Source organism: Candidatus Jordarchaeum sp., from assembly GCF_052745115.1.
In genome coordinates this window covers 1-4,743 of the sequence record NZ_JBRAKS010000303.1, presented here as the reverse complement: position 1 = coordinate 4,743, position 4,743 = coordinate 1, and the positions used below count along the sequence as shown (strand labels likewise).

4 protein-coding genes are annotated in these 4,743 nt (G+C 41.0%); 2 read left to right on the top strand and 2 right to left on the bottom strand.

Annotation, left to right across the window (positions count from 1 at the left end):
- Window positions 1–45 precede the first annotated feature (45 nt).
- Complete coding sequence (locus ACUVXA_RS16555; protein WP_445872394.1) at window positions 46–939, bottom strand: 3-hydroxyacyl-CoA dehydrogenase family protein; 894 nt, start codon at window positions 937–939, stop codon at window positions 46–48.
- Window positions 940–1,149: 210 nt separating this feature from the next.
- Here ACUVXA_RS16555 and ACUVXA_RS16550 point away from each other — a divergent pair, with 210 nt between their 5' ends.
- Window positions 1,150–1,929, top strand: coding sequence for an enoyl-CoA hydratase-related protein (locus ACUVXA_RS16550; protein ID WP_445872393.1), 780 nt, complete (start codon window positions 1,150–1,152; stop codon window positions 1,927–1,929).
- Window positions 1,930–1,934: 5 nt separating this feature from the next.
- On the opposite strand, the gene ACUVXA_RS16545 is transcribed toward ACUVXA_RS16550, so the two are convergent.
- Window positions 1,935–3,200 carry an acyl-CoA dehydrogenase family protein gene (locus tag ACUVXA_RS16545; RefSeq protein WP_445872392.1) on the bottom strand — a complete coding sequence of 422 codons (1,266 nt, stop codon included), beginning with the start codon at window positions 3,198–3,200 and terminating at the stop codon, window positions 1,935–1,937.
- Between the two features lie 274 nt (window positions 3,201–3,474).
- On the opposite strand from ACUVXA_RS16545, the gene ACUVXA_RS16540 reads away from it, so the two are divergent.
- Window positions 3,475–4,527 (top strand): HEAT repeat domain-containing protein, encoded by a 1,053-nt coding sequence (locus ACUVXA_RS16540; protein ID WP_445872391.1) that lies wholly within the window; start codon window positions 3,475–3,477, stop codon window positions 4,525–4,527.
- The last annotated feature ends 216 nt before the right edge of the window (window positions 4,528–4,743 follow it).

Genomic DNA, 4,743 nt, shown 5'->3' with positions numbered 1-4,743 from the left:
TTACTAATAAAATATGAGGGAGCCTTTAGGAGGCTCCTTTTTGTTTTATTCCCTAGGAACACCAAAATACTCGTAGAACCCGCCTCTGCTTCCAGGTTTTTGTCTGGGATCTCCTAAGAATCCAGCTATCACCATTTTTCTTAACAACATGGGCGGCTTGTAGCTGGGATTACCGGTTTCGCTGTAACAGTATTCTAACACGTGGTATATGGTATCCAAGCCTACGAAATCCGCTAGAACTAAAGGTCCCATGGGCCATCCAAATCCCAGTCTTACCATGGTGTCTATTTCTTTCACTCCAGCGATTCCTAGTTCTAGGAGTCTTATAATTTCGGCAACAGTGTAGCAGATGAATCTGGTGGTGAAGAATCCGGGTCCATCCTTGGCCTCTACAGGAACCTTTCCCATCTTTATCGAAAGATCATAAATTACTTTGTACGTTTCATCCGAGGTCACAGCACCTCTAATAATCTCTACGAGTTTCATGACATGCGCAGGGTTAAAGAAGTGCATTCCAATGAATTTTTCTGGACGCTTAGTGGCTGAGGCTTGATCCGTGATCATTAGGGAGGAAGTGTTTGAGGCAAAGATAGCGTGTTTGGGACAGATTTCATCCAGTTGTTTCCAGGTATTCTTTTTCAGTTCCAAATTCTCAGGAATAGCTTCTATAACTATATCAGCGTTTCCAGCTGCTTCTTTTAGGTCAGTTGTACCCTTTATTTTGGCGATTGTCTTGTCCAATTGTTCCTGAGTCATTTTGCCCTTTTCCACTGCTCTACTCAGACTGCCCTTTATTCTCTCCATGGACCTTTTAACTATTTCATCTGAAATCTCGCAAAAAGTGGTATTATACCCAAGTCCTGCACAGAGTTGCACTATTCCAGATCCCATGATGCCACATCCTAAAACACATATATTTTTTACATCTTCCAGCTTCATTTTCCACTCCTTCTTCTACCAGTTTTAAAAACAGTAATGTTCGGTATTATACTTAAAACTTTTCTCAAACATAAAAACATGATTCTCCTGAGCTTGAAAATGGTTTTATTAATTGAAATATTTACAGTTTGAATATGTGTTTAAGGTTACCAAAAAAGTAATTAGTCTAAATTAAAGAGAGTTAATGTAATTGCTTGGAGGTGGCTATCTGTGAATTTTGAGGACATAATTTACGAAAAGAAGGACGGCGTTGCCACTATCACCATAAACAGACCTCAAGCCCTTAACGCTTTTAGATCAAAAACTCTGGAAGAGATGACCGCAGCCTTTGAAGACGCCGAAGAAGACGAAGATGTAAGAGTGGTGGTACTGACTGGTGCTGGTGACCGAGCCTTCTGCTCTGGTGGGGACGTTTCAGAGATGGGAAAGCTGACTCCTGCAATTGGTAGAAAATTCCTGGGTAAATGCCTCAAACTGTCTACAACAATGAGAAACATTTCAAAACCGATAATCGCCCGGATTAACGGCTACTGTCTAGGTGGAGGAAACGAACTCAACATGTTTTGCGACCTGGCCATAGCCTCTGAAAAAGCAACACTTGGTCAAGTAGGCCCCAGGGTGGGCAGTGTTCCGGTCTGGGGTGGCACCCAAATGCTCCCAAGGGTAGTGGGGGAGAAGAGAGCCCGAGAGATAATATTTCTCTGTAGAAGATACACCGCAAAAGAAGCCGAGGCTATGGGCTGGGTAAACAAGGTTGTGCCACCAGAGGAGTTGGACGCCGAAGTTGCTAAATGGTGTGAAGAGATTAAGGCTTTGAGCCCGCAGAGCATAAAGCTCTCAAAAATAGCTCTGAACTTTGGATCCGATCTTCTCTATCCGTCATTTGTTCATGGTCGCGACATGCTAGCACTAATTTACGGCTCCTACGAATTGAGTGAAGGAATGGATGCCTTTCTGAAAAAGAGAAAACCGGTTTGGAAGCCAGAGTAGAAGGATTAAAAAGGTTCGGTTTGACCTATTTCCTTTCTTTTTTTCTTGGCGTCACTGATTAATTCCCGAGCTATGAGATAGGTTAATATCTCTGTTGTACCCCCCGCTATTTTCATCATTCTGGCATCCCGATAGTATTGCTCCATTGGAAATTTTGTGGTGTAACCAATTCCTCCAACAATCTGGAGCGCTTCATTGCAGACCTCAACACTCATGTTGGTTGCAAACATTTTAGCCTCAGCTGACTCCTTGGAAGCAGGTTTACCGACGTCAATAAGCCTTGCCGCCTTCAGAGCCAAAAGACGAGAGGCCTCTATTTTGGTGTGCATTTCCGCTAGCTTGAAGCTCACCGCCTCAAAATTAGATATAGGCTGATGGAACTGCACCCTTAGTAGAGAGTATTCCAGTGCAATTTCATAGGCCCTACGCGCATGACCGATTGCTTCACCTGCAATAACCGTTCTCTCAATATCTAACTCGTCAAGGAGGATGGGGAAACCTTCATTTTCCCTCCCCACCAGATTCTCCACAGGAACCCTCATATTTTTGAACCGCAGATGGCCATTTCTAGCCCCCCTCATGCCCAAGAGATTATAGTGTTCCACGACCTCAAAACCCTGCATGTCCTTCTCAACCACAAAGCAGCTCATGCCCTTATGGGGGTGTACACTACGATCAGTTATGGCAAAAGTAGTATTGACCTCAGCCTCTCCAGCATTGGTTATAAATCTCTTCTCACCGTTTAGAACATAGTGGTTTTGATCCCTAATTGCGATTGTTTGCATACGGGCAGTATCACTACCGGCTTGGGGCTCGGTTATTACTATTGCTCCTATTTTTTTACCGGATAATACAGGTTTTAGGAACTTTTCTTTCTGATGGTAAGAACCGAATCTACATATTGGTATACAAGAAAGCATTGTTGCTATCCTGGCTGTACTGGTCACTGGACTGACTGCAGCTAATTCTTCTGAAACTATGAAATCTTTAGTGATACCGTTTCCCTCATTTAATCCTCCCCATTCTTTGGGAAAAGGATAGCTAACATAGCCCTTCTTGGCAATCAATTGCAAAGCTTTTCTTGGAAAAACGTTATCTTTTTCAAACTGCTCAGTCATGGGGACTATTTCTTGGTCCATAAAGGATCTTACTTCACTTCTGAAATTGTTCTCTTCCTCGGTGAATAGAAATAGGCTTTCTTCTGAAACGCTGTATCCTTGGGGTAGTATTAGGTCTTCATATTCAATGGGAGTAAACCTCTCAACTTTCACAGCCTTTCCCTCGTTTCAACCAATTAATTGCTCAAATAGATGATATAACTTTTATAATTAACTCTATATTTGCTTAAATTTCTGAATAATTTGGGCCTTTAACATATTTTATAACATATTTTTCAAATATGAATGCTTGAAATTTCTGTTAAAATAGTTTGTCTTTAGATTTTAGAAGTCTGAGTTAGGAATTTTGAGCTATAGATTTAAATCAAAGTATTATAATATTAATAATTATTGTGATTACGATTATTTGTGGAGAGTGATTATAATTATGATTCCGAAACATCAAGTTATAATCAAGAAAATAATGGAAAAGTATGAGAGTGGGAAGAAAGCAGAGGCCATAAACGAACTATTGTATAATCTGAGAGATGAGGATTTTAAGGTTCGAGCAGCCTGCGCAGAACTTCTGGGAAACATAGGCGACTTGAGAACAATCGAACCCTTATCCGAACTCCTAAACGATGACTACAGTGAAGTAAGAATAGCAGCAGTGCAATCTCTGGGTAAAATTGGTGGGGTTAAGGTTATAGAACCTCTTGGAGGATTACTCAACGACGAGGACAACGAAGTAAGACTAGTGGCAGTAAAATCCTTAAGCAAAATCGGGGGGGAAAAAGTCATCCAACTGTTAATTAAAGCCCTAGACGACGCAGATAGTAGGATTCAGACAATCGCAATCGAAAGCCTAGGAAGAATAGGCCCAAAAGCAGTAAACCCCCTCCTCTCAGCCATAGAAACTGAGGACGAGTACAAAAAAGCATATGCTGCAAAGGCATTGGGAGAAATAGGAGACCCCAAAGCCGTTGAAGTTCTAATAAAATTAGCTGATGATCAAAGCAACCTTGTTAGAGCAAACGTAATCGAAGCTCTGGGAAAAATAGATGACCCAAGAGCTGAAGAACCGTTGATCAATTCCCTGAAAGATCCTGTAGTTGAAGTGAGAATAAACGCGGTAAAAGCACTGAAGTTAGCAAGGTCAGACGAAATTTCACAATACCTAGTTGAAGCCCTAAAAGACCCTGATAGCCGGGTCCGCATGTGGGCCGCCGACGCCATAGGATTCAAAGGAACCGGGGCAGCTATGAAACCGCTTATCAATCTGCTCAAAGATAGTGACCCCCGCGTAAGAGAAAATGCGGTTAAGGCCTTGGGAAAAACCGGGGATCAGGAAGCAGTAGAGCCCTTAATGAAATTATTAAAGGATAAGGACGAACGAATCAGAGACGCAGCCGATAAATCACTAGCCATAATAGCCAAAAAATATGGACTATCCAAAGATGAGCTACTAAGAAGAAAAAAAGATGAGTTGCAGGAAGAATAAATCTGGATTAAAATAAAACCTTCTTTCCCCAAAATTTAAAACGCTTTCTATTTAAAAGTTAAATCTGATTTTTGATGAAAAATTTAGATACATATTTCTATTAGATGCTAGATTAATATGGACGGGATTTGATTCCTATAAAAATTCTTAAAACAGCTTTTAATGCTGTGTTGTATAATTTTTATTTTTTCACTTTATTTATATAATATGATGAAT

Coding starts and splice junctions, on each gene's coding strand:
- ACUVXA_RS16555 (WP_445872394.1), bottom strand. CDS start 939: ATGAAGCTGGAAGATGTAAAAAATATATGTGTTTTAGGATGTGGCATC.
- ACUVXA_RS16540 (WP_445872391.1), top strand. CDS start 3,475: ATGATTCCGAAACATCAAGTTATAATCAAGAAAATAATGGAAAAGTAT.